The organism is Aminobacterium mobile DSM 12262, assembly GCF_000526395.1.
GTDB classification, from domain to species: Bacteria; Synergistota; Synergistia; order Synergistales; family Aminobacteriaceae; genus Aminobacterium; species Aminobacterium mobile.
On the sequence record NZ_JAFZ01000003.1, the window covers coordinates 88090 to 110419 of the forward strand.

20 protein-coding genes are annotated in these 22330 nt (G+C 44.5%); 15 read left to right on the forward strand and 5 right to left on the reverse strand.

The annotated features are described in order from the left end of the window. The first annotated feature begins 67 nt into the window (after positions 1-67). On the forward strand, positions 68-1351 hold the full coding sequence (locus K360_RS0109215; protein ID WP_024822871.1) for an MFS transporter: 1284 nt from the start codon (positions 68-70) through the stop codon (positions 1349-1351). Here K360_RS0109215 and K360_RS0109220 read toward each other — a convergent pair. The 4 genes from K360_RS0109220 to K360_RS0109235 form a co-directional block, all read right to left on the reverse strand. Beyond that, a complete protein-coding gene (locus tag K360_RS0109220) occupies positions 1322-3067 on the reverse strand; it encodes a ferrous iron transporter B (RefSeq protein ID WP_024822872.1) in 1746 nt (581 codons plus the stop codon). The genes K360_RS0109215 and K360_RS0109220 overlap by 30 nt on opposite strands. Then, on the reverse strand, positions 3064-3378 hold the full coding sequence (locus tag K360_RS0109225; RefSeq protein WP_334104058.1) for a FeoA family protein: 315 nt from the start codon (positions 3376-3378) through the stop codon (positions 3064-3066). Before K360_RS0109225 ends, K360_RS0109220 begins: the two co-directional genes overlap by 4 nt. Then, entirely contained in the window at positions 3326-4399 is a 1074-nt protein-coding gene (gene rlmN / locus K360_RS0109230) for a dual-specificity RNA methyltransferase RlmN (protein ID WP_338025003.1), read from the reverse strand. Before rlmN ends, K360_RS0109225 begins: the two co-directional genes overlap by 53 nt. A 225-nt stretch (positions 4400-4624) precedes the next feature. Beyond that, the gene (locus tag K360_RS0109235; RefSeq protein ID WP_024822875.1) at positions 4625-4951 is read right to left on the reverse strand and encodes a (2Fe-2S) ferredoxin domain-containing protein; all 327 of its coding nucleotides are present in this window, start codon (positions 4949-4951) and stop codon (positions 4625-4627) included. A 123-nt stretch (positions 4952-5074) separates the two neighbouring features. Between K360_RS0109235 and K360_RS0109240 the strand changes: the two genes are divergently transcribed. The 7 genes from K360_RS0109240 (at position 5075) to K360_RS0109270 (ending at position 11000) form a co-directional block, all read left to right on the forward strand. Then, positions 5075-5887, forward strand: a complete 813-nt coding sequence (locus K360_RS0109240; protein WP_084043945.1) for a ZIP family metal transporter — start codon at positions 5075-5077, stop codon at positions 5885-5887. A gap of 61 nt (positions 5888-5948) precedes the next feature. Beyond that, positions 5949-6503, forward strand: coding sequence for a manganese efflux pump MntP (locus tag K360_RS0109245; protein ID WP_024822877.1), 555 nt, complete (start codon positions 5949-5951; stop codon positions 6501-6503). A 39-nt stretch (positions 6504-6542) separates the two neighbouring features. After that, positions 6543-7571 carry a Mur ligase family protein gene (locus K360_RS0109250; protein ID WP_156923397.1) on the forward strand — a complete coding sequence of 343 codons (1029 nt, stop codon included), beginning with the start codon at positions 6543-6545 and terminating at the stop codon, positions 7569-7571. Then, positions 7564-8007 (forward strand): poly-gamma-glutamate biosynthesis protein PgsC/CapC, encoded by a 444-nt coding sequence (locus K360_RS10830; RefSeq protein ID WP_245587114.1) that lies wholly within the window; start codon positions 7564-7566, stop codon positions 8005-8007. The genes K360_RS0109250 and K360_RS10830 overlap by 8 nt, the downstream gene beginning before the upstream one ends. Position 8008: 1 nt before the next feature. Continuing rightward, the gene (gene pgsW / locus K360_RS0109260; RefSeq protein WP_034327071.1) at positions 8009-9097 is read left to right on the forward strand and encodes a poly-gamma-glutamate system protein; all 1089 of its coding nucleotides are present in this window, start codon (positions 8009-8011) and stop codon (positions 9095-9097) included. Further along, entirely contained in the window at positions 9094-9723 is a 630-nt protein-coding gene (locus K360_RS0109265) for a response regulator (RefSeq protein WP_024822881.1), read from the forward strand. Before pgsW ends, K360_RS0109265 begins: the two co-directional genes overlap by 4 nt. A 5-nt stretch (positions 9724-9728) precedes the next feature. Continuing rightward, positions 9729-11000, forward strand: coding sequence for a lactate racemase domain-containing protein (locus tag K360_RS0109270; RefSeq protein ID WP_024822882.1), 1272 nt, complete (start codon positions 9729-9731; stop codon positions 10998-11000). 49 nt (positions 11001-11049) lie between these two features. Here the strand turns inward: K360_RS0109270 and K360_RS0109275 are convergent, their stop codons facing one another. Further along, positions 11050-11805, reverse strand: coding sequence for a transporter substrate-binding domain-containing protein (locus K360_RS0109275; protein WP_024822883.1), 756 nt, complete (start codon positions 11803-11805; stop codon positions 11050-11052). A gap of 129 nt (positions 11806-11934) precedes the next feature. On the opposite strand from K360_RS0109275, the gene K360_RS0109280 reads away from it, so the two are divergent. The 7 genes from K360_RS0109280 to K360_RS0109310 all read left to right on the forward strand — a co-directional run bounded on the left by K360_RS0109280 (position 11935) and on the right by K360_RS0109310 (position 22323). Continuing rightward, a complete protein-coding gene (locus K360_RS0109280) occupies positions 11935-13131 on the forward strand; it encodes an aminotransferase-like domain-containing protein (RefSeq protein WP_024822884.1) in 1197 nt (398 codons plus the stop codon). A 34-nt stretch (positions 13132-13165) separates the two neighbouring features. Next, positions 13166-13399 carry a hypothetical protein gene (locus K360_RS0109285; protein WP_024822885.1) on the forward strand — a complete coding sequence of 78 codons (234 nt, stop codon included), beginning with the start codon at positions 13166-13168 and terminating at the stop codon, positions 13397-13399. An 84-nt stretch (positions 13400-13483) separates the two neighbouring features. Continuing rightward, positions 13484-14782, forward strand: a complete 1299-nt coding sequence (gene lysA / locus K360_RS0109290; protein ID WP_024822886.1) for a diaminopimelate decarboxylase — start codon at positions 13484-13486, stop codon at positions 14780-14782. A 41-nt stretch (positions 14783-14823) separates the two neighbouring features. Further along, entirely contained in the window at positions 14824-16263 is a 1440-nt protein-coding gene (locus K360_RS0109295) for a YfcC family protein (RefSeq protein WP_024822887.1), read from the forward strand. A 43-nt stretch (positions 16264-16306) separates the two neighbouring features. Continuing rightward, a complete protein-coding gene (locus tag K360_RS0109300; protein WP_024822888.1) occupies positions 16307-17968 on the forward strand; it encodes a Na+/H+ antiporter NhaC family protein in 1662 nt (553 codons plus the stop codon). Between the two features lie 93 nt (positions 17969-18061). Then, positions 18062-18892: a diaminopimelate epimerase gene (dapF, locus tag K360_RS0109305; RefSeq protein WP_051461162.1), complete on the forward strand. Its 831-nt coding sequence runs from the start codon at positions 18062-18064 to the stop codon at positions 18890-18892. A 41-nt stretch (positions 18893-18933) separates the two neighbouring features. After that, entirely contained in the window at positions 18934-22323 is a 3390-nt protein-coding gene (locus K360_RS0109310) for a hypothetical protein (RefSeq protein ID WP_024822890.1), read from the forward strand. Positions 22324-22330 lie beyond the last annotated feature (7 nt).

The window sequence follows — 22330 nt, forward strand, 5'->3', positions numbered from 1 at the left end:
ACCTTAAATATATTGAGTGCCCTCCCTTTATGAAGGGCACTCTTTTTATAAGGAGTGATTATGCATCATGAGGCAAGAGCAGGAGCATAGAAGGAAAGCGTACCTTATTTTCGTCGTGTTGTTGTTTTCTTATTTCATGTCATATTTCTTTCGCATCGCCCCTTCCGTGGTAATGCCTCTTTACTCAGCTCGTTTAAACCTTAGCGCGACGATGACGGGGTTTATAGCGAGCTTGTTCTTTTACGCCTATGGAGCCATGCAGCCTGTGTGCGGAGTACTGCTCGACAGGTTCGGTCCGATGAGAGTTGCTTCTATAGGATTGTTTTTTACAGCTTTAGGTGGCTTTATGATGATTTTTGAGCCGACAGTTATGACTCTTTCTTTGTGGAGGCTTTTTATGGGGTTAGGTTTTTCTCCTTTATTTATGGGAGCTTTGGTTTTTCAGGCTGCCGCTTTCCCCATTGCACTTTACGCGTTCTACTCTGGAATTACATTGGCGTGCGGCAACATGGGAACAGTGATAGGAGTGGCTCCCTTAGGTGCGGCTATTGATAGATGGGGCATGAGCAACGTGTCTCTGGCTCTTGCCCTTTTTTGTCTCTTGTTATCTACTTTCCTTTTTTGGGTGAGACATGAAGATCCTGTGTATATTAAAAATAGTTCCTCATCTTCAGGATTGCTTCATAATTTGAAAGAAGCTTTCCTTTTTGTAACAGGTTCGCCTGTTGCCCGTTCCGTGACGCTTCTTTGGAGTCTTTCCATGGCGTCTATCCTTTCTTTACAAGCGTTATGGGCTGTTTCCTGGTTTTCTGCTGTTTACGGTCGATCTGTTGCTGATTGTCGGGGATGGGCTTCGCTTATGGGAGTTGGGGTGGTAGTCGGCACTCTTCTTTCAGGTTTTTGGGGGCGCTCGAAAAGGAACAGAGAGATTCTTCTCTTCGTGTTCTCAATGTTTTTTTCGCTCTCTTTGGCTCTTATTACAGGGTTTCTTTATTTTCGTTTTCCTATATATGTAGCAGCAGGGGCAGGATTTCTTTTGGGAGCGAGTACTGGCGGAGGGGCAGTTTGTTACGCGGCAAAAATTAATGATGTGGCCCGTCCCCATCTTCGGGGAGCTGTTATGGGAATTGTCAACGCTTTTATTTATATGACGGTCATTATTTACCAATGGGGGACAGGTGCCATTCTCGATTTCTTCCCAGGCAGTGCACTGGGACACTATGCTAAAGAAGGGTACTCTGTAGCATATGTGGTCGTGTTTTGCGCGAGTACCCTTTCTTTTTGGGCCCTTCGAACTTTATATAAAAAGGAGAAAGAACCTTTAAAAGCTCAAGCTGAGAGCGATTCGTAAAAGAGTTCCAGCCGTTAAGGCTGATATGATCATAATAGCGAGGCTTCCTGTCATCTTTTTCCCGCCGAGTTCTTTCCAAAGGACAATGAATGTGGCGATACAGGGGAAGGTCATAGCGAGAGTTACGGTAGCCACTACAAGCTGAGAAGGGGAGAGATTTAGTGTGGCCAGCATTCCTACGGCGACGTCTTTTCGAAGCAGTCCCATAATAATAGGTGCTGCGGCTTCGGCAGGGAGGCCAAGCAGGTTGGTAAATATGGGCTTGAGTATGCCTGTAATAACAGTGATAGCTCCTGTCATATAAAGGGCGTTAATGAGGAGTACGCCGACCATGACTAGAGGAATAGCTTCTTTAAAAAAACCTTTTAAACGGAACCAGAGTTTAAAAAAGAGATCTCTCACAGAGGGTATTCTATACGGCGGAATCTCCACGATCAGTTCAGGACTATATCCTGGCATGGTCATATGGAGAATTCGGCCGATGATAACCCAAGCTAAAAAAAGGACTCCGTAGGTAATAAAGACGTAACGAATTCCAAGATGTCCTATAACCCCCACAATCATGGCTTGAAGTCCGGCGCATGGGATGGCAACAGAGATGAGCGTAGCTGCTATGAAGCGCTCGCGCTCCGATTCCAAAACTCGTGTAGCAAGAATGCCAGGGACGTTACACCCCAACCCTAACAGAGCGGGTACCACGGCATAGCCATGGAGTCCTAATCTGTGAAAAAGCGCATCGAAGAGAACGGCGAAACGAGGCAGATATCCTACATCTTCAAGAAAGCTTAATGCCAGATAAAAAGAAAAAACGTAGGGTAATACCATGACGATAGGAACATAAAGTCCTGTAGAGAGAAGCCCGAAACTTTGTTCCATGTTGATTGAACCATCAATAAGGCTCCCCACAAGCAGATGCTGTGCGAGGGGCCATCCTTTCAATGCTTCCGATAACTTTATTAAAAAAGGGATCCAGAATTTTGCTACAAGGGGGTCCAGAACATGGTCGATAAGACCTTCTCCTATAAGACGAATGACATAAAAACTTACAGCTATAACTAAAATTCCAATAAGCCCTCCCCAAAGAGGATGAACAGATAGATCTTCAAGAGTATCTCGAAGAGTATGGTGTCGATGAACAACTTTTTGAACCTGTCCAATAATGCTCCCTATTTTTTGCCATCTTTCCTCACTTGAAAGGGGAGCGACATGTCCTGTCCTAGCTTCGGGAATTCGCTCTATGAGCTTGCTGATTCCTACGCCGCTTAAAGCAACAGTAGGAATTACAGGAACTCCGAGAAGGCTTTCCAGTTTTCCTACATCTATAGTGATGCCTCGATGGCGGGCCTCGTCAACCATATTAAGCGCAATAATAGTTGGTAGCCCTCGTTCCATTGTCTGGAAGGCGAGATAGAGATTCCTCTCCAAGGCGGTGGCATCAAGAACTATAACTGCTAAATCGGCGCCTTCATCTATCATGCGTCTGGCGACTTGCTCTGCCTCATTAGTGGGATCAAGGGTATATGCTCCTGGTACATCAATAATACGGTAGGCCTCAGACTTATAGCGCAGACATCCCTCCATAAATCCCACAGTTGTGCCCGGATAGTTGGAAGAGAGGGCGCGAACTCCCGTTAATCTGGTGAAAATAACGCTTTTCCCTACGTTTGGATTTCCAACTAAAAGTAATGTCTTGCTTGTTTTCTTTTCTATGCTCATGGTTCTTCCTTCTCTAGAGAATCGTAATGTAAATCATTTTTCAGAAGGGGTTCCACCTCTACACGAGACGATATTCTCCAGCCTATGGCAATTTGTCGCCCGTCGACAATAATAGTAACAGGACCATGGAAAGGCATTCCAGAAACTTTTTCTACCAGTTTGCCTTCCCGAAGTCCCAAGGCTTCTAAACGCCGCCTGCTCTCTCCTGAGGGAAGGGTCACTATCCGCGCCTTCCTGCCGTTTTCCAGGTCTTTTAGACTAGTTTTTTGCGTCTTTCCCATCTCGTCTTCGCAACTGGCCACATGCAGCATTGATATCAGATCCCTTTTCTCGTCGAATTTCAAATTCTATGTTCATTTCGGAAAGCACCGCGCTAAAAGCTTTAATGCGGCCAGCGGAGGAACGCTTGAATCTTCCTTCTACAGGGTTATAGGGGATAAGGTTGACGTAGACAGAAAGGCCATTTAAAAGAGTGGCTAGTTCGTAAGCCTGCTCGACAAGGTCATTTACTTTATCGATCATAACGTACTCTATGGTTATGCGATCTCCTGTGGCAGTTTGATATTCCCGAAGGGCATCCACAAGAGCCCCCAATGGATACTGCCTGTTTACCGGCATTAACTTATTTCGAAGCTCATCGTTTGTTGCATGGAGAGAGACAGAAAGCTTTACGGGCATTTGAAGTTTTATCAGAGCCTGTATTCCAGGAACTATCCCTGACGTGGATATTGTCATATGACGAGCGCCGAGTCCTCGCATCTTAGGGTCGTTAAAAATCCTGATGCTTTTGAAAAGAGCTTCCTGATTTAAAAAGGGTTCCCCCATTCCCATGAAAACAATATTGTTAATGTCCATGCCGGCGATCTTTTCCATGGCAAGAAATTGACCTACTATTTCACCAGCGGAAAGGTTGCGTACAAATCCTCCCTGTCCCGTAGCACAGAAAGAACAAGCTAGCGGACACCCCACTTGGCTCGATAGACAGGCGGTCATATGGTTCCCGTGAGATAAAAGTACCGATTCAATTCTTTCCCCATCTCGTAATTGCCAAAGAAATTTTCTTGTGCCGTCTTTCGATATTTCCTGACGCACAAGCATGGGGGGCAAAATTAAAAGTTTGTATACTAAATCTTCTCTCAATTCTTTGCTCAGATTTGTCATGTCAGCAATATTAAAAACCTTTTTCTGATAAATCCACTGGCAGATCTGATCCGTTCTATACCGTTGGAGCCCGAATTTCTCTGTGCAGAGATCGAGCCATTGGTTGTACTCAAGTTCGAGAACGATAATGGGCTCTTCCATAGCATTTCCTCCTGACTGAAGATACTTCATCTATTTTTCTCATAAACAATTGATGATCCCACACCTTTGCGGGGACTGTCAATGATAATATATTTCCCTTTTTATAACTAACTATAAATATAATAACAGGGTGTCTGAAAAAATTCCTGAATAAGTGAAAAACAAGATATAAAAATATTGCGACATTTTGGCTGATATAGTCTCTAGATTATTTTATGAAAAGAAAAATCGATTCTCAGTTTTTTACGGTTGAAATCAAATAAATTCTTCTTTTTTGTGATTTTCATCTAAATGAGGGAACGTATTGTTTAACAGGTTCTTTAGTTTGTCTTTAGTCATAAATCCGTAAATGTTCCCCCTAATTTCTATGACCGGAGAGGCTCCACATTCACCGAGGCATGTAGTTAATTGAACCGTTACTTTTTCTGCAAGTCCAAGCTCTCGTATAGTCTCCTCTGCTACAGGCAGAAAGGCCCTACTGCAAGGACCGCAGACAGCAAGAATTTCTGGTGCAGACCATGCAGGCAAAGGTGCTGTAGAAAAAGCCAGTATGATTATAAAGAGAGAGATTATTTTTTTCACCCGACTCACCTTCTTCATATGTATAGTAATATAAATATAATAAAGTTTGTGTATAAATAGAGCTGCATTTTTGCTGATCTAAAGTTACATAACATTACGGATAGAAATGGAGTGAAATAGAGAATGATAGACTTCCTTGTTGGTGCAAGTCCTGTGATGCAGGCTTTAATGGGGACTCTCTTTACTTGGGGGCTTACATCTCTTGGTGCGGCTGTTGTGTTTCTGCGAAAAAACCCGAGCCAGAAATTGCTCGATATTATGCTAGGTTTTGCTGCAGGAGTGATGATTGCGGCGAGTTATTGGTCTTTATTGGCTCCAGCTATTGATATGGCGACGGAAATGGGGAAGTTGCCTTGGCTTTCTCCAGCGGTGGGTTTCATGCTTGGCGGAGTTTCTCTTCGTATTATCGATCGTTTTTTGCCTCACCTTCATTTAGGCCTGCCTCGAAACGAGGCGGAGGGTGTTTCTACAACGTGGAAAAGGACGACTCTTCTTGTATTGGCCATTACGCTTCATAATATTCCTGAAGGCATGGCGGTAGGCGTTGCTTTTGGAGCTGTAGCATCTGGTATCCCATCTGCTTCCTTAGCAGGAGCTGCTGCTTTAGCGTTGGGTATCGGCATTCAGAATTTCCCTGAAGGGATGGCTGTTTCCATGCCATTGCGTCGGGAAGGAATGGCACCAAGTAAGAGCTTCTGGTATGGTCAGCTTTCTGGAATTGTAGAGCCTTTTTTTGGTGTTATAGGCGCTTTGGCAGTAACTGTGGCGCGCCCTATTCTACCTTATGCCTTGGCATTTGCCGCTGGTGCCATGATCTTTGTAGTTGTGGAAGAGGTTATTCCAGAATCTCAGCAAGGGGGACATGGAGATCAGGCCACTATGGGGGTCCTTATTGGTTTCACTGTAATGATGATATTAGATGTAGCTTTAGGGTAAAATAATTATTAGAGGGTCATAAGTGTTATGTTTACACTGTTTTTAAAAAGAAGGGTAGATTATGTCAAATTTAGAAATATTGCTTACGGCAGCTGCTCTTTCTATGGATGCTTTTGCAGTCTCCATAGGCGTAGGAGCTTGTCTGTCCGCGCCTTCCGTCGCCCCTGCTTTTCGAATGGGAGCCGCTTGTGGCGGTTTTCAGTTTGCCATGCCTTTGATAGGGTGGTGTTTAGGAGTTCAGTTGCTTGGCTTTATTGAAGCTTACGACCACTGGGTAGCCTTTGTCATCTTGTTTTTTCTCGGAGTGAATATGATCCGGGAATCTCAGGAAGAAAAAAGTTGTAATGGACAAGATCATACTCATGGAGCCATGTTGTTATCTCTTGCATTAGCTACTTCTATTGATGCTCTTGCAGCTGGGATAGGTGTTGCAGCCCTGAAGGGATCAGTTCTTCTATTGGCAGTTCCTGCCGGAATAATTACTGGTGGCTTATCGGCTTTTGGGGTCTTTTTGGGATTCCAAGCAGGGCGCATTTTGGGAAAGTACGTAGAGATAGCAGGCGGGTTGGTCTTATGTGGCATAGGGTTAAGAATTTTGTTGGTTTCGATTTTATGACGCGTAGGATGTTTCTTCTTCCGTGATACAATCCTTCCTATGAGAATCTTGAAGTGTATTGATGTAAAACATGAAGAGGCCGTACAAATAGTGGTAACAGGGAGTCGGGGGAAAAGCAGCGTTGTCCGTTTTCTCTTCGCTGCTCTTTCTGCTTGTGGCCTCAGAACGTGGGCCAGAATTACCGGTGTCATTCCAAGGGAGCTCTCTCCTTCTGGAGAAAGAGCCATATTGAGAAGTTCTGGGGGGCATGTAGAAGAGATGCGGTGGTGGCTCTCTTCGATTCCTTCTGAAGCAGAAGCCATCGTTATGGAAAATAGTGCAGTGGCCCCAGACTTACAGCGTCTTGCTGCGCAGTGGATGGGGAAGGATGCTCTTCTTGTCCTCACTAATGTCCGTCCTGACCATCAAGATGCGTGGGGAGCTGGCGAGATAGGGGCCGTTCGAGCCTTATCAGGAGGCATCCCCAAAGGAGCTACTGTTTTTACTCCTGAGAATACGGCCAGGTCTCTCTCTTTGCTTACAGCTTTAGAAGAGAAGGGGTGTCATGTTCATATAGCACCTCCGGTTTTTTCTTCCTCCTCTCCTGAATGGGTAAATGAAAATTTGTCTATAGTTCTTGCAATTCTCTCTTACCTAGGTTTAAACGAGAAGAAGGGTGAAGAAGCAGTGAGGTCTCTTCCACCAGATATAGCAGATTTTAAGGTTCTGTCGTTTGATGGAAGCCAGCTTGCTGTTGCTTTCTCTGCTAACGATATTGAGACTACGATCAGGCTTTTCAATACCCTTCAGTGGCCTATGGAGGGAACCACAGTGCTTTTTAATAATCGACGAGACCGCCCAGAACGGCTTAAAGCCTTTCTCCCTTGGTTACAAAAAAAACAATGGAAGAGGTCGCTTCTTATGGGGGATCGCCCTTTTAAATCACACCTTCTTTATAGAGAGGTCCTCTCTGTTGATGCTTTGAAATGTCTTATAAAAGAAGAAGGGCGTGTATTTGGATGCGGCAATGTAGCGGGAGTGCCTCTTCAACTGCTTATTGAAGGGAAACAAGGTGAAGACCATGCATAATGTTCAGCTTATAACCATTGGCCTTGGAATTGTCCTTGGCATGATTTTCTATCATAGAACAGGCCGTTCTTGCGGCGGCATTATTACCCCCGGAATCCTTGCGTTGCAGATTCATGATCCTCATGGGGTGGCCTGGGCTGTGGGGACGGCTATTCTCCTTTCCTTGATTTTGGAAGGAGTGGTACGATATACAGGCATATATGGGCGGCAGAGGATAGCTACTGCCATGATTATGGCTTTAGGAGCCAAACTTTTTTTAGATTATCTTTTCCCTGCCTCATCTCTCTGGTTGGGATGGGTTATTCCGGGGCTTATGGCCGCAGATATGCAGAGGCAGGGGATTGGGGATACGTTGATAGGTACCGTTATCGTCACTATCGTTACGGCGATGACTCTTGAGAGTGTGGTCTTTCTAGGCCAGATATTAGGTGCTTAAAATGGGATATTCACAATACGACGACATTAAGGATTATCAGCAGCGCTATCATCGTTTTATATGGAAGAATCGTCTGCTTCTCTCTTTTCTTGCAATTGTCCTACTGTTTCTATGGTTTTTCCCTCGGCAACAGGGGCTTTCCATTGAAGAGAAGAAAGTATGGGAGCGCGTTCGTCAGGCTGAGCTGCATTTATGGCAGTGGCGCGAAGATCTTCATATAGGAGCAGGAGGAGCTGATCCGTGGCAGCTCGGTCTTATTGGCTTGGAATGGAGTCCCTTAACGACGACCCTCGGAAGCTTAGAGGCGAAACGAACAGCGTGCCAACCAAGTTGGTCTGCTATTTTTCTCAGGGAATTTCATCGGCTAGGTCTCAAGAAAGGAGATAGGATTGCTATCTTTTCTTCCTCCTCTTTTCCAGGCTTGTTGCTTAATGTTTTAGAGGCTGCAGAACATGGCGGTTTCCAGATCGCTCTCGTAGTATCGCTGGGAGCCTCTACATGGGGGGCGAATGTGCCGGAAGCTCCTTGGCCTGTAATGGCTTCAGAGCTTCGAAGGGTAGGCCTTTTGCATAGCAAGGCTCAATATTATACCCTTGGTGGCAATGATGAAAATGGCGGTGGTATAGCACCTGAAGGAATAGCCATTATGGAGAGGGCTGCAGCAGAAGAAGGCGTTCCCATTCTTCGTGGAAAAGATCTGCAGGAAATGATAGATCAAAAGATAAGGCTTGTGCGAAATTTTTCTCCTAAACTTGTTGTGAGCATTGGGGGATCCCATGCCAATATGGGAGAGGATGAAGAAATTCTTTCTTTACCTGGAGGGCTTCATCTTCCAACATCCTCTAATCATGGCGGGGATGGGCTTATAGGGAAAGCTCTGAGAGAGGGGTATCCTGTCCTTCATCTTTTAAATTTAAAAGATCTCAGCTTGAAATATGGCATTCCTTATAACGTACAACCTTCACAACAGCTTTCATCAAGCATCGGTTGGAAGTTTTCTTTATTGGGCATAATCCTATTTATGGGTGTTCTAGCGGTTTATAAACGGTGGCAAATAAGCGACGACAGTGTGGGAGGAGTAAAGGATTGACGACTCTTCATATAGGCGTTATAGATGATGATCGAAATGTTCTTTACCAGCTGGAAAAAATGGCGGAGGAAGAAGATTGGCGTTTCTTTTCTACTGTGGAACCTGAGGAAGCATTAGGTTGGGTGAAGGATGATGAAGTAGATCTTCTGTTGATGGATGTTTGGTTGCCGGTGGCCAGTGGCTTGCAGCTTATTCGAAAAGCCAGGGGATTGTCAGAAAAAGTAGTTCTTATTGGCCTTTCAGAAATGGATAAGGAAAACGTGGCTTCTCGCCTCCTCTTGGCGGGGGCCGATGATTTTATTTTGAAACCCCTTAGGATGCCAGACTTTCGTGCGCGCCTTCGGCTCCACGAAAAGTTGGTAAATTACAGGGATCAACTGAATTGGGATATTCGTAAAAAAGGTATTAGCATAGATACGATGCGAGAAATTATCTATTGCGTTAAAAGGCATAAGGGGCCTATGGATTGTGATGCGGTTGCGGCTGCAAGCGGACTTGCGTATGTAACAGCTCATCGATATCTTGACTTCCTGGCGGATCGAGGAATGGTTGTACGATTAACAGCTTCTCCAGATGGCCGTCCAGGGCGCCCTAAAACTTTTTATGAATGGAAGGGGGGGCTTTAAAACATATGAAGTCCAACATATCCTTAGCTTTAGGTCGAAGGAAAATAAAAATTTCTTTAGATAGAGCAGTATTGAGCGGAGTACAAAGTAAAAACAAGCCCCTTCCTAACTCTCCTGAAAATGCATTGAGCTCTCCTTATGAAAGCCCTTCTTTGCGAGAGATGCTTCGTTATGTAAAAGACATAACGGTTGTTGTTCCCGACGCTACTCGATCGTGGGAACAAGTCCCCCTTATGGCCCAAGCTATACGACGAGAAATTAGATCTGGCGGACGTTTTCCCGTGACATGGGTTATAGGTGGAGGTCAGCATCGTTTGCCCACAAGGGAAGAGACGGAAATGCTTCTTGAAGATATTCCTCTTGCTGGCGATGTGGTTTCGCCCCATGATAGTTTAAAGGGTATCGATACAGGAGAAAAAACCAGTCGCGGTACGCCGGTTATTCTTCATGAGGCTGTGGCTCAAGCAGATAGTCTTATCCTTCTGGGGGGAATAGTACATCATGATCTCGCAGGTTTTAGTGGGGGACGAAAATCTCTCTTGCCAGGTGTATCTGACGGCATCTCTATTCAACATAACCATAGCCTGTGTCTGGAAGGGGAGACTTTTGCTTCGGGTGTAGAATGTGGGCGATTGGAAGGTAACCCTGTGGCAGAAGATATGGCTGAATATGAAGAACTTGTTCTTCGGACGCGGAAAGGTTTTCTGCTCAATGTTATTCCAGATAGTTCTGGTTCCCCTTATTGTTACATAGCAGGACATCCAATTCGTGCCTGGCGCTACGGAACGGAGATAGCCTCATTGCTTCAAACGTTGTGGATTCAGGAATCAGTTCCATTAGTACTCGTTTCCTGTGGAGGATATCCTTACGATATTGATCTTTATCAGGCGACAAAATCTATTTCTGCTGTATTGCAAGCCCTTGCCCCGGGAGGTGGAATTCTTCTTTGTGCAGGTTTGGAAGATGGGGCTGGTCCTGGTACTTTCGCTCAGTCTCTTGCCCTTGCTATGGAAGCTCCGGAATTGGCCATGTCCGAACTGTCAAAAAATTTTACTATACCGGCTTTTATCGCGTCAAAGGTTGTTTTTGATCTGAAAGGCCATCCAGCAGCTCTCATGACTGAAAAGCCGGGACTTCCCTTCCCTGGGGAAACTTTCTTGAATTCAGCCGAGGCCATATCATGGCTTAATAAATATATTCCTAAAGGCCCAGCTTTATGTGTTGAGGCAGGTAATTGTGTAGTTGTAAAAAAGAATATAAAGGGGGACGGACTATAGATAGGTCCTCCCCCTTTAATGATTTTGTTTAATTCTAGAGATGGAATTTTTAGTTATTAAACCATTTATTTTGTAGGTCTTGAAGTTCTCCAGAATCTATTATTTCCTGTAGTGCCTTGTTAACAGCATTGAGAAAATCTTTTTCTTCTAAATGAATAGCCATAGCCTTGCCTGCGCCAGTAATTTCTTGCTTGAATGCGACGGCTATTTCTCCTTCAAAATCCCTTTGCTCCAAAAATTTTTTCGCAACAGGAATGTCCATGAGAGAAGCGTCTGCCCTGCCGAGTATTACTTCTCGCACGCAGTCGTCAAACTTCTGAAAGGTCTTTACCGCCGCTCCTTCTATAGATCGGGAGAAAGATTCCTGAACTGTCCCCAGCTGTACCGCAATAGTTTTCCCCTTCATGTCGTTGAGTTCTTTCATCGAATTGTTCTTAGCCTGTACAATAAAGGCACTCATGGAGATTTCATAAGGAGTAGAGAAAGCGACTCGCTTAGCCCGTTCAGGTGTAGCGCTCATCCCTGCGGCAACAATATGAATTTTCTTTGCCAAAAGAGAGGGGATAAGGCTGTCAAAAGGCATGTCTGCCCATTCAAGCTTTTTCCCGAGCTTTCTGGCGATAGTCTCCATAAGTTCAATATCGAAACCTTGCAGGTTATTTTTTTCGTCGCGAAACTCGTAAGGGGGATAAGTACTCTCGGTCCCTACTATAATTGTATTGCTACCCAATACTGCAGCAGAGGCAAGAAAAGGAAAACACAAAAACAGAAGAGTTACAGCGAGAAATACGGAAATTTGTTTCATTATATACGCACCTCCATGGTAAACAATTGTTTATTTATGATATAGGATATGCCTTAAAGTTTATAATGAAATGCTAACAGAATTATTTTTCATGTCAAGAGTAAGATATTATTACAATGAGGTGATGACATGTATTGGGAGTCTCTTTTTAACCACCGAGCATTGCGACTACAACCATCTATCATCCAGGAAATGATGGCGTTTGCTTCTCGTCCAGGTGTCATTTCTTTTGCGGCAGGACAACCTTCTGAAGATTTGTACCCGACAGAGGCCATTGCTGAAGGGCTGAAGTTTTCATTATCGGAACCTTTTGTTCTAGCCTATCCGAATACAGCAGGGGATACTTCTTTGCGAGAGTGGATTTCAGTATGGATGGCGAAAGAGGGTCTGTCCTCAGGGGAAAAAGGGGGGAAAAACATTCTCCTTACAACTGGTTCACAGCAGGGGCTTAATATCCTTTCCCAACTTTTTTTGCAAGAAGGGGATGGAGTTATAGTCGAAAATCCGTCATATCCTGAGGCAATGTTGACATTTGCCAAGGAAGGTGCCAGATTTTTCCCGGTCTCTCTCGATGAAGAAGGACCGATCCCAGAAGAATTAGAGACTCTCTTATCTCAAGAAAAAATTCGTTTCTTCTACACGATTCCTACTTTCCAAAATCCATCAGGGCGCAGCACCTCTGCAGCGAGGAAAAAAATAATTCTTGAGGTGTTGAAGAGACATAATGTTTTTGTTGTAGAGGATGACCCCTATCGTCAATTATGGTTTGATGAGGAACCTGCGTGTACATATTTAAGTATGGCTGAAAAAGAGAATCATGTTGTGTATTTAGGTAGCTTTTCAAAAATTATTGCTCCTGGTCTTCGATGTGGCTGGATGGTGCTTCCCCCTGAAGTTATGGAAAAAGCTGTGTATTTACGATTGACCTTAGAACTAGGAGTGTCCGCTCTTTTGCAGAAAACCGTATTATATGTTGTGTCGCAAGAAAAATTTTTACATCATATGCGCAGAATCAGAGCTGTATATGCTCAGCGCCGTCATGCTATGGCTTCAGCGGTGGAAGAATATTTGAATCCTCTAGGCTTTAAAAGTGTTGTTCCCAAGGGTGGTTTTTTCTTTTGGGGTGAGCTCCCTGGGGTGAATGGCGTGGATCTTTCATATTTGGCAGCGGCTAAACATAAAGTGGCTGTTATTCCTGGGGAAATATTTTTCTCCAAACCTGAAGAGGGACGTTTCTGGATGCGTCTCTCTTTTGCCAAGGTGGGAGAGGAGAAAATTATAGATGGAGTGAAACGTTTGTCTTGTGCAATTCAGGAATTTATATGAAAATTTAGTTTTTATTATGTTGACGGAGTAATGGGTGTCCGTTATAATACCTCCAAATATTTTAAGCAATGGCGATGAAGCAGGGCGCAGAATCGACGTAAAAGTGATACCAGGGATGAACATTCAGAGACTGAGAGATGTTCTTATCACGGTCGGGAAGCTTAAAACCTGCAGAGCTGAAGCGGAAAGAGAAAGCGAAAATAAAAACTTGGAGTACGCTTCCGGGTTGTCTCCGTTATCAGACGAGAGAGGGGTATTCGTTGTTTGAGAATATCCAAGCAGGGTGGTACCGCGAGCATAAGCAGCTCGTCCCTTCGGGGACGGGCTGCTTTTTTTATGAGGAGGAACAGAGATGTTTGCTGAGGAGAAACATTTTGTTTTTGATGGGTGCGATACGGTGGAGCTTGCAGACACTTTCGGAACGCCGCTTTATGTCGTATCAGAAACGGCGATTCGAGAGCGATGCTGTGAAATTAAAAGAGATTTTCTCGATAAATATCCTGGGACGAGGGCCGTTTACGCGAGCAAGGCCTTTTTAACTCTTACGATGGCCAGAATTATTGCCAGTGAAGGGTTAGGTCTTGATGTGGTTTCCGGCGGAGAAATATATACAGCTTATAAAGCAGGGTTCCCTATGGAGAAAACAATATTTCATGGGAACAACAAAACTCAGGAAGAGCTTGTACTAGCCATGCAGACAGGGGTAGGTAGAATAGTTGTGGATAGTGAATCAGAACTTGAGCTTGTTGAAAAAACTGCAAGAACCATAGACGTACGACCAGCTCTTCTTTTTAGAATAGCTCCAGGCGTAGATGCTGAAACCCATCAATATATAGCTACAGGGCATTCTACGTCTAAATTTGGCTTCTCTTTAAATGACTCCTCTTTGGAACAACTTGTTCGGCGTGTAATGGATTCAGACCATATGGTTCTGAAAGGGTTCCATTTTCATGTGGGGTCACAACTTCAAAGCAATCGGTCACACCTCTTGGCGGTAGATGTCTTGGTCCATTGGATGGGGGCCCTTTCTCGAAATATAGGGTTTGTTACAGAGGAGTTGAACATAGGGGGAGGTTTTGGCGTTCCACAGCAACCTGATGAGGGAAGAAAGCCCCTTGCCTATTTTACAGATTCCATAATGACCAGAATTCGAGAGGAATCAGAAAAAGAGGGTATTTCTCTCCCCTCCGTGCTTATTGAGCCCGGGCGATGGGTTGTATCGGAAGCTGGAATTACTCTTTATCGCGTAGGGAGCATAAAAGAGATCCCGGGAGCTATGACATACGTAGGAATTGACGGTGGTATGACGGATAATCCAAGACCAGAACTGTATGGAGCTCAGTATTGGGGAGTTTTGGCAAATAAAATGGGAGAACCGGCAGTAAAGCAGGTAACCGTAGTGGGTAAATGCTGTGAGTCCGGCGATGTGCTGATGCGAGACGTTATGGTACCTGACTCTATCAGGAGAGGAGATGTTCTGGCAGTCTTTAATACAGGTGCTTATACCTTCTCTATGGCGAGTAACTATAATCGTTTGCCTCGTCCAGCAGTGGTCCTTGTTCATGAAGGAGAAGCTCATGCTATTGTAAAGCGTCAAAGCTACGACGATCTTCTTCGAGGGGAAGAAATTCCTGAACACTTGCGCTCTTAGTTTCTACATATTTCACTTTGGACAGAGAAAGGATGGACATAATGAGTTATAAGGAAGAAGTTTCGACGAGCTCAACATTGCCCGGAGAAAAAAAGAAATTCAAATTGCCCCATGTTTTTGTGCTGCTCTTTTTAATGATTTGTTTTGCTGCTTTTCTTACCCATATTTTGCCAGCTGGGCAGTTTGATCGCCAAGCTCTCGAAATTGGACCTAACCAGGTGAGGCAGGTTCTTGTCCCTGGAAGTTATCACACAGTGGAGGCTTCTCCTGTCGGACCTTTTGAAACCATGATTTCCATTTATAAAGGCATGGTCGCTGCGGCAGATATTATCTTTTTAGTGTTTCTCCCGTATGCTTCTTTTTGCATTGTAGTAAAAACCGGGGCCATGAATAGTTTTGTTAGCTGGCTTCTACATATTACTAAGGGGAAAGACGTTCTTCTCATTCCTCTCTTTTCCATTGTTTTTAGTTTAGGCGCCTCGTTATTTGGCATGTTTTCCGAATTTTACGGTTTTATACCTCTTTTTGTAGGACTTGCTATTGCGCTTGGTTATGATGCGATGGTTGGTTTGGCTATTGTTGGGCTCTCTACAGGTATTGGTTTTGCTGCTTCTATGACAAACCCGTATACCGTTGGTATTGCTCAAAAAGTTTCAGAGGTTCCCCTTTTCTCGGGATTAGGGTTCCGTTTTTTTCACTGGGCTCTTTTTACAGCTATTGCTATTTGGTGGACCTTGCGATATGCCAGGAAAGTAAAAAGAGACCCTTCGACTAGTTTGGTGAACGGCACAAACTATGACCATGTCGCTATGAAACAGGAGGATATAGAAAATAGCTCTACATCGTGGAAAGATAGGGGCGTTTTGTCCATAGTGGCTGTGACTATGGTACTTCTTGTCTACGGGACATTAAAAAGGGGATGGGGGTTCAGTGAGCTGTGTGGACTTTTCCTATCTATGGGTATATTGAGCGGACTCACTGCTGGTTGGTCGCCTAATAGAATCGCTAAAGAGTATTCAAGCGCATGTAGTGATGTTGTAGGTGGCGCTTTTGTTGTAGGGTTGGCTAGGGGTGTCCTTGTTGTTTTGGCAGATGGGAACGTAATAGATACCGTTATTTACGGGTTATCTCTTCCTCTTTCCGGGCTCCCTCGTTTTATATCTGCCCAGGGGATGCTTGTAACTCAAACTTTGATCAATTTCTTTATTCCGTCGGGGTCAGGACAAGCTGCTACAACGATGCCTATTATGGCACCTTTAGCTGATATTTTAGGAGTAACACGCCAGACGGCTATTTTAGCCTTTCAGTATGGTGATGGTTTCTCTAATTTGCTTTTCCCTACGTCGGCTAATATTGTAATTATGTGTGGCATTGCCCATATTACGTTGGAGCAGTGGTGGAAATTCTTTATTCCTCTTTTTGGACTTTCCTACCTTGTACAGATGGGCCTCCTTGTTTTGGCGCAGTTGACTGGATATTAGTAAGTTTAGGAGGTATTGGGGGAGTTTATTTTAAAAGGGAGTGATGATGGTGAAGAGATTGAGACGATGGAAAGTTCCAATGGAATTTGGTCTAGTAATAGTAACGCTGCTGTTTTTTGCCAGTATAGCTTTTGCAGCAGAGGGGGAGGCCAAACCTGATTTCGGAATTCTTTCTCTTTTGCCACCATTCATTGCTATTAGTCTCTGTATTATTTCTAAAGAGGTAATCCCTTCTCTTTTTATTGGAGCTTGGTTTGCTGGTACTATGGTGGCAGGGTGGAACCCCATTGTAGGTTTTGGGAAAGCAGTAGAGCTCCTGTGGGATAATTTGGGAGATCCCTGGGGGGCTCGAATAGTTCTTACAAGCCTTACAATGGGTGGACTCGTGGGGATTATGCAAATTGGGGGAGGCATAGAGGCAATAGTTCGCTGGATTACGAAAAAGATTGAAACAGCGAGGGGAGCCATGTTCATTACTGAACTTTCAGGTTTCATCATTTTCTTCGAAGACTATGTGAATACCCTCGTTGTTGGGACGACAATGAGCCCCATTACAGATGAATATCGAGTTTCGAAAGAAAAACTTTCATATATAGTAGACTCTACTTCGGCACCTATTGCTTGTATTGCCGGCATATCCTCATGGGTGGCATATATGGTGGGGCAGATCGGGAATCAGTTCAACAACCTTGGAATTACGTATTCTCCTTACATTGCCTATCTTCGCTCCATTCCCTTTGTTTTTTATAACATTATCGCTTTGATTCTTCTAACATATGTTATTTATTCCGAGCGAGATATGGGATCTATGCTTCAGGCAGAGCGTCGAGCCCGAACTACTGGACACGTGTTGCGAGAAGGTGCTAAGCCTCTTATTAACACGAAGCAGGCTGACTTGCAACCAGAAGAGGGCATCCCGAAGCGCATTATAAATTTTCTTATTCCTCTTGGTTTTATGGTGGGGCTTATCCTTTTAATGCTTCTTATAACTGGAGGATGGCCGGAAGTCTCTATCCCAGTTGCCATGGGAGAAGGGGACAGTTCGAAGGCTTTAGTATGGGGAGCTTCGGGGGCAGTTTTTCTCACTCTTATTTTCTTTAAAATACAGGGGCTCGCTACATGGGAACGGCTTTTCTATGGTTTTATGCAGGGCATGAGCTCTATCTTTTTCGGCACCCTTATCCTTATTTTTGCCTGGGCTATTAGTTCTGCCATTAAGGAAGTAGGGACAGCCCAGTACATTGTAAGAGTGGCTGGAAGTGCTCTATCTCCTGCATGGATTCCTCTCCTCACTTTTTTTGTGGGAGCGGTTATCTCTTATTGTACAGGTACTTCTTATGGCACAATGGGAGTGCTTATGCCTATAGTTGTTCCCCTTGTCTATTCTGTAGCCCAAAATCACGGAGCTGAGCTTGTAGATATACTGCTTCCTTCTATTGGCGCTGTTTTTGCAGGGGCGGTGTGGGGAGACCATTGCAGTCCTATTTCTGATACTACTATTATGAGTTCCATGTTTAGTGGAGCAGATCATATGGATCACGTAAATACTCAAATGCCTTATGCTTTTGTAGCGGCTTTTGGGGCTGTTGTGGGATATGCTCTTCTGGCCCTGGGAATATCTGTTTACGTTGGTTTGGCGATAGGGACCCTTGCATCATGTGCCTTATTCTATTTTATTTCTAAACCTATAGAGCAAAAAGCCTGAGGAAAATACGGAAGCCTTCTTATAAAAGGTACGGTACAATAATGGCAGAGGAAAACCTCTGCCATTTTTAATGAATAATACGAGGTGTTTACTTTGTTGGAATTTGCTAAAATCCAAGGGAATGGCAATGATTTTGTGGTTATAGATAATCGGGATAAGAAATTGTCTGAAAGAGAGCTATCTGATCTCGCTCAAAAGGTATGTGAGCGCCGTCAATCTTTAGGCGGTGACGGGCTTTTGGTCGTAGAGGTATCGAAGACGTATGATTTTAAAATGCGGCTTTTCAATAGCGATGGTTCAGAAGCGGAAATGTGTGGAAATGGAGCTCGATGTATTGCCAGGTATGCGCAAAAAAAGATGCTGGCAGGGGAGCAAATGGTATTTGAGACATTAGCTGGTGCGATTCGTGCTACAGTTCAAGGAGCTTATGTAGAACTTGATATGGGAGAGATACATCTTTCAGAAGGTTTTTGGGGGGAGAATCTTACAGTGGAAGGAATGACTTTCCCCTTCGTATACCTTGTAGTTGGAGTCCCTCATTGTGTGCTATTTGTGGAGGATCTCCATGGTTTTTCGAGAGATGAGCTGGTTTTTATAGGACGAACAATTCGGCATGATACGCAACGTTTTCCTAAGGGAACAAACGTTAATTTTGTAGAGAAAACAGGCCAGTCTGCGTTACAGAGTATCACTTATGAAAGAGGAGTAGAAGATCTGACTCTTTCCTGCGGGACAGGTTCCGTAGCTTCAGCTATTGCCTCGGCTATAGTTTTCGATATGTCCTCACCAGTGGAGGTACATAATCCTGGAGGAATAAATTGGGTATCTCTGCAATTTAACGAGTCGAAGAGTCAATGCCATGCTTATTTGAAAGGGAAAACAGTAATAGTTGCGGAAGGACGGCTTTGTGAGGAACAACTATAGGTAAAAGGAGAAGACGGGAAGACGCCGAGGAGGTGCAATGGATGAAACGAAGTAGAAAAATGACCCTCGCTCTTTTTGTAGCTGTAGGGATAGTAGGCTTACTTCTCATTGTGGGAAGTTTGAATATTGGCGGAGACTTGGTAAAACGAGAGGCTAGTCAGGCCGCAGCTACCATCATGGGGGCAGATCTTGCTATCGATAGTGTCATGGGCAATCCTTTGCGGGGATATAAGCTCTATGGTCTTCACTTAAGAAAGGGAGAGAACGTTCTCTTATCGGCGGAGTCGATTGGGGTAAAAATAAACCTTATGTCAGTTCTGTCGAAAAATCCTCGTCTCTCTCAGGTGACAATCGAAGGTATTATGGCAGATGCGGATTTATTAGCTAAAGAGATTGCTTCTATGAAAGTGGAAGCTGGTGGTGGAGAAACTCCAGTAGAAGAGGTAGCTCTAAAGGGAGGAGTCGTTCGCTCTCCGTGGGGGGAGACTTCTATCACAAAAGCTTCAATTTCTCTTGGTCGGGAAAGTATAAAAACATTTCTAGATATAGCCATGAATAGTGTCCCGGTTAAAGGGGATATTGCTTTGAAGCGGACTGAAAAGGGACTGGACCTGAAAGATCTCGATCTACGTGTGGGCGATGGGGAAGTAAAGGTCAATGGAAGTGTCATGCCCGCCCTTTCGTTGAAAGGGGATCTCAATAAATTGAATGTATCTCAAATTGTACACCTTTGGCCAGTTCTTCCTATGGATAGTTACGATGGAACTCTTTCTGTTCGTTTCTTTGCTAATGGAACGTGGGATAATCCCCAACTTCAAGGTCATCTTTCTTTTGCGGGTGCGTCTCTAGCAGGGTATCCAGTACAGGAGGTCGAGAGCGACCTGAAATATGAGAATTTCCGCTTAGATCTCGATAACCTGCAGGGCGTAGTGTTTGCATTGCCTCTTCAAGGACGAGCGACAGCGGCATTTGCTCCTGGAAAAGTGCCATCCCTGGATCTTGCCCTTAGAGGCGAGAAGGCGTCTCTTGCCAATCTTCGAGATAAATTTCCTGCCCTGAATTCTGTTAAGGGAACAGTGGATTCTTTTTCAGTTTCCCTAAAGGGTTCTGTAACGGCACTTTCAGGGAACATAGATTTAAAAGCTTCACAAATCGAAGCCTATGGGCAGGATCTTCGAAATAATATGTTGACCGTTGTTTTTAAGGATTCTACTGCCACTGTAAATGGAACGTCTATGCTAGACAAAGGGGCTCTCTCATTGAAAGGCACGGTAGCTCAAATTCAAAAGGATCCCCTTCTTAATATCAATGTTGCGGCACGAAGTCTCGATATTGGTAAAATCGCAGTTTCCTTTCCTAAACCTCCCAAGGTGAAACCTATAGGAGATGTAAGTGGTGATGTAACTGTGAAAGGACGTATGGCTCAGCCTCGATTAGAAGGATCGGTATGGTCTAATCATATAGCTGTAGGGGAAGAAGCTATGGATGATCTAGCTTTAGCTTTTATTTTTCAAAATGACACGCTATCAGTTTCTACGGCGAAAGGTCGATGGCGTGGAATTCCTCTTGTGGGGAGGGGAGCCGTAGCTCATATTTCCCAGCCGTCTCCTTATCTGGATCTTGTTTTTGAAGTTCCCAATGTAGAGCCTCAAGTTCTGGAATCTTTTGTCCCTGCTTTAAAGGAGTATGAACTTCGTGGTTCAGTAACAGGAACGGCACATGTATCTGGCACTCTTTCTACTCCTGGTGTGCAGATGTCTCTTCGTTCAACACGTCTTGGATTTATGGGGCAGGGATATGTTGCGAATATGGACATGGGAACGGCATTTACTTTCAAAGATGGGGTTCCTAAAGAGGTGGGACTTAACCTTTCTGCTGGTGCTATGGGCTTTGCGGGTATAGGTGCGGAGAAAATATCAGCTCGTATTGATGTTTCTCAGGAACGGATATCTCTAACCCAGGCTCGTGCCACTCTTGGGGCGGGTGAAGTTTCCGGGGCGGGAACGGTTAAAATAAAGCCTAAAGAGCCAGCTGATGTAGATCTTTCTTTCGCAGTAAAAAATGGGGATCTCGGTGTTTTAGCTCGTGCAGGAAAATTATCCTATCCCATGTCGGGGACCCTCGATGGCTCCATTACGTTGAAAGGTCGATCTGATAATCCTTCTATTTCGGTGGATATGAACTCTCCGCGAATTGCCTTCTCCGGATTGTCTTTCACAAATATGACGGGGAGTCTTGTAGGCAATGTTGAAAAACTGACTTTAAAGAATTTTAACGCAGCTGTTGGCGGTGGTTCGCTTACTGCTTCCGGTGCTTTCTACCTTAAAAAAGAAACTCCTGCTGCTGAGATTGTCCTCGATGGCAAAGGACTCGACATAGCTTCTCTTTCATCGGGATTCCCAGAGGCTGTTGCATATAAACCGACAGGATCTTTTAGTGTAAAATTTGATGGAACTATTTCAGGGAGTACCAGTAGCGGGAAGGGGACCCTTTCTTCCCCGGCATGTTCCATAGCTGGAATAAAATTCGATGATATCTCATACCCCTTTATCCTCAAGGGGATGACTCTCTTTTTCCCAGAAGGTCGGGCTCGCCTTTATGGTGGTGCAGCCACTGGGAAAGGAGAGGTAGATTTTAGCAAGGGATTTTTCAGCAAAACGGTAAGCATGGAAAACGTAGACGTGGATCCTCTTTTACAAGACGCTACAGGAGGGCTGAAAGGTCATATTCAAGGAAAAGCGAAAGGGTCAGCTACTATTTCTGGAACCTTCGGCAAAAAGTTTTCGTTGAATGGGAAAGGCGAAATGCGTATGGGAGAAGGGGCTATTACAGATTTCAAAGCGGTAAAGGTAGGAGCGGCTCTTTATGGCCTTTCGTCTATACGATTTGTTTCAGTAGTAGCTCCATTTAAGTTGGAAACGCATCGCATTCTTCTCGATAATGCCAAGGCGACGGCTGTGGAGGGAGATCCGATCTATCGCTTCATTAAGGCCTCCGGTCCAATTGGATTTGATACCTCCTTAGGGCTTCAGTGTAGTGGAAACGCAAATATACAGGTATTAAATGCTCTTTTTGGAGGAGTAGCGGGTGTTCTTGGCGCGGGTTCAGGAAAATCTTTGGAAGATGTGGTGAGAGGGGCCCTATCGGGGGCTAAAACAGGATTGGAAAAGCCTGATTTCAGAGATGTATCTTTTTATGTAGGAGGGACTATTGCTGATCCCAGCTTTTCCAGTGTTAAAATAGCTCCTGCCCCTCAGGGAGCGCAGCAGCAGGTTCCTCAAAAAGCACCTGTAGAGCAGACAGCTCCAACTCCATCTCCATCTCAGGAAGTGCCTACTGAACAGCAGCCTGCCGAAAAAGAGCAGAAACCAGAGAAACTTCTGGAAGAGGCTATTCAGGAAGGGCTCAAAAACATTTTAAAATTGAACTGATTTTTCA

Bases quoted from the DNA above. Each gene is read 5' to 3' on its own strand.
- K360_RS0109215 (WP_024822871.1), top strand. From the start codon at position 68: ATGAGGCAAGAGCAGGAGCATAGAAGGAAAGCGTACCTTATTTTCGTC.
- K360_RS0109220 (WP_024822872.1), bottom strand. From the start codon at position 3,067: ATGAGCATAGAAAAGAAAACAAGCAAGACATTACTTTTAGTTGGAAAT.
- K360_RS0109225 (WP_334104058.1), bottom strand. From the start codon at position 3,378: ATGCTGCATGTGGCCAGTTGCGAAGACGAGATGGGAAAGACGCAAAAA.
- rlmN (WP_338025003.1), bottom strand. From the start codon at position 4,399: ATGAAGTATCTTCAGTCAGGAGGAAATGCTATGGAAGAGCCCATTATC.
- K360_RS0109240 (WP_084043945.1), top strand. From the start codon at position 5,075: ATGATAGACTTCCTTGTTGGTGCAAGTCCTGTGATGCAGGCTTTAATG.
- K360_RS0109245 (WP_024822877.1), top strand. From the start codon at position 5,949: ATGTCAAATTTAGAAATATTGCTTACGGCAGCTGCTCTTTCTATGGAT.
- K360_RS0109250 (WP_156923397.1), top strand. From the start codon at position 6,543: ATGAGAATCTTGAAGTGTATTGATGTAAAACATGAAGAGGCCGTACAA.
- K360_RS10830 (WP_245587114.1), top strand. From the start codon at position 7,564: ATGCATAATGTTCAGCTTATAACCATTGGCCTTGGAATTGTCCTTGGC.
- pgsW (WP_034327071.1), top strand. From the start codon at position 8,009: ATGGGATATTCACAATACGACGACATTAAGGATTATCAGCAGCGCTAT.
- K360_RS0109270 (WP_024822882.1), top strand. From the start codon at position 9,729: ATGAAGTCCAACATATCCTTAGCTTTAGGTCGAAGGAAAATAAAAATT.
- K360_RS0109275 (WP_024822883.1), bottom strand. From the start codon at position 11,805: ATGAAACAAATTTCCGTATTTCTCGCTGTAACTCTTCTGTTTTTGTGT.
- K360_RS0109280 (WP_024822884.1), top strand. From the start codon at position 11,935: ATGTATTGGGAGTCTCTTTTTAACCACCGAGCATTGCGACTACAACCA.
- lysA (WP_024822886.1), top strand. From the start codon at position 13,484: ATGTTTGCTGAGGAGAAACATTTTGTTTTTGATGGGTGCGATACGGTG.
- K360_RS0109295 (WP_024822887.1), top strand. From the start codon at position 14,824: ATGAGTTATAAGGAAGAAGTTTCGACGAGCTCAACATTGCCCGGAGAA.
- K360_RS0109300 (WP_024822888.1), top strand. From the start codon at position 16,307: ATGATGGTGAAGAGATTGAGACGATGGAAAGTTCCAATGGAATTTGGT.
- K360_RS0109310 (WP_024822890.1), top strand. From the start codon at position 18,934: ATGAAACGAAGTAGAAAAATGACCCTCGCTCTTTTTGTAGCTGTAGGG.